The sequence below is a fragment of the Dethiosulfatibacter aminovorans DSM 17477 genome (assembly GCF_900142005.1).
GTDB classification, from domain to species: domain Bacteria; phylum Bacillota; class Clostridia; order Tissierellales; family Dethiosulfatibacteraceae; genus Dethiosulfatibacter; species Dethiosulfatibacter aminovorans.
In genome coordinates this window covers 1-1,928 of record NZ_FQZL01000071.1, presented here as the reverse complement: position 1 = coordinate 1,928, position 1,928 = coordinate 1, and the positions used below count along the sequence as shown (strand labels likewise).

The 1,928-nt window shown below is 44.3% G+C and carries 2 protein-coding genes; both read left to right on the top strand.

What is annotated here, in order from left to right:
* Positions 1-536 (top strand): BCCT family transporter (locus BUB05_RS18320; RefSeq protein WP_175548603.1); only part of this gene is annotated, 536 nt, incomplete at its 5' end.
* 3 nt (positions 537-539) lie between these two features.
* Complete coding sequence (locus tag BUB05_RS18315; protein WP_073051223.1) at positions 540-1,541, top strand: uroporphyrinogen decarboxylase family protein; 1,002 nt, start codon at positions 540-542, stop codon at positions 1,539-1,541.
* The last annotated feature ends 387 nt before the right edge of the window (positions 1,542-1,928 follow it).

The window sequence follows — 1,928 nt, the reverse complement described above, 5'->3', positions numbered from 1 at the left end:
TAAGGGAATTCATAATGATAAACCTCATTGCACCTGCGATGTTTGCAGTGGTATGGTTTGGAGCATTCGGAGGATTTGTGCTGGACCTTCAGTTCACCGGCAAATTCGACATGTTCAACTACATGATGACTGCGGGATTTGACGGAGTGATGCTGAAAGTTGCCGAGTTCCTCCCTCTTGGAAACATCATCCAGCCGATCATCATAGTTACGATAATGCTTTCATATGTGACAATGGCTGACTCGATGACATCCTCAATATCAATCATGTCTCTTAAAGACACAAACGTCAAGGAAGCGCCCATAGCCATAAAGATATTCTGGGGATCCTTGATGGGAGCACTGGCGGTGATCTTCGTTACAGTCGGCGGAATAGACGGAGTCAAGACGCTGTTGGCAATCTCGGGACTTCCCGTAATGATAGTCATGGTGTTCATGTTTGCCGGAGTGATGAAGAGACTTGTGATAGACAGGAACTATTCGGTGGATGAGCTCAAGCCTGAGAAGGAAATAGGACTTAAGGAAAAGGCGGTATAAGAAATGAATTCTAGAGACAGAATACTGGCTGCTTTCAACTTGGAGCAGCCGGATAGAATACCCTTTGCAGAGGATATACCCAGATCTGTAAGGGAACTGCTGATGGGCAAGAAGGATTTTACGGATATTGAATTCGCAAAAAAAATTGGAATGGATGCACTTGATCTTCAGCCGCATCCCTACTACGCGCCGAACTTTTGCGACAAGAAGATTGTAGACGGACATGAATACATGCTGGGAGGTCGTATAAAGACCGAAAAGGACCTTGACCTTGTAAAGCTGCCTGATCCAAAGGATGAAAGCTTTTACGACCCTGTTAAGAGATTTGTCGATGAATACGGAAAGGAAGATTTTGCAACCTTTGCATACATGTCGTGGGGAGTTGAGGGAGTGTTGAACTCCATGGGAATAGAAGCCTTCTCCTTTGCCCTTTTCGATCAGCCAAAGCTTGTTGAGTCCCTGCTTGATAGATATTCGGAGTGGAACTGCATAATAATGGAGAAGCTCAACACTGTGGGATTAGACTTCATCAGCACATACAACAACATGGCGTACAATACCGGTCCCATGTTCTCGCCCCAGACTTTCAGGGAGGTATTTCTTCCGAAGATGAAGGAAGTGGCGGACACCTGCAAGCTTCCGTGGGTATTCCACGGAGACGGCAACCTCATGCCCATTATGGATGATATTGTGACACTTGGAATGAACTGTCTTCATCCAATAGAGCCCGGCGCCATGGACTTGAAGTATATGAAGGATACATACGGCGATAAAATATGCCTGTGGGGAAATGTGGACATGAACACCCTTTCGCTTGGAACTCCCGAGGAAGTGGAGGAAGAGGTCAAAGCCTGCATAGAAGCTGCAGGAGCAGGCGGCGGGTATATACTTGGAAGCAGCAACTGCATCACAGATTATTGCAAGCCTGAGAATGTATGGGCAATGGCAGAGGCCATCAAAAAATATGGAGTTTACGAACCTGAAAAAAATTTGAAGATTGTATAATGGACAACGAAAAGCCGTGGTTTTGACTGCGGTTTTTTGTTGCAGGATAATACAGTCGATATTGGCCGCAAAGGTTGTTTGCGTTGGCGCAAACAACCTTTGCGGCGACGGGTGTCGTTAACAGCAGCGACACAGGGGTCATTTCTGATTTGTAAACAGGAAAATTGCATCAACATCGCTGTTTGCAGCTTATGTAAATTGAATGGACAGTTTTTAAATTGTTGAAAACGTTTCTGGCACGGATATTGCTTAATATATGACCATACATAAAGCAACAACTATAATATATTTTTCAGGAGGAAACAGATGAACAAATTCAGAATCAGTCTTATTGCAGTACCAATATTAATATTTGCAATAATAATCGGGTCAAGTATAGTGAACGCA

Excerpts from the sequence above, each read along its gene's own strand:
- BUB05_RS18315 (WP_073051223.1), top strand. The coding sequence starts at position 540 with ATGAATTCTAGAGACAGAATACTGGCTGCTTTCAACTTGGAGCAGCCG.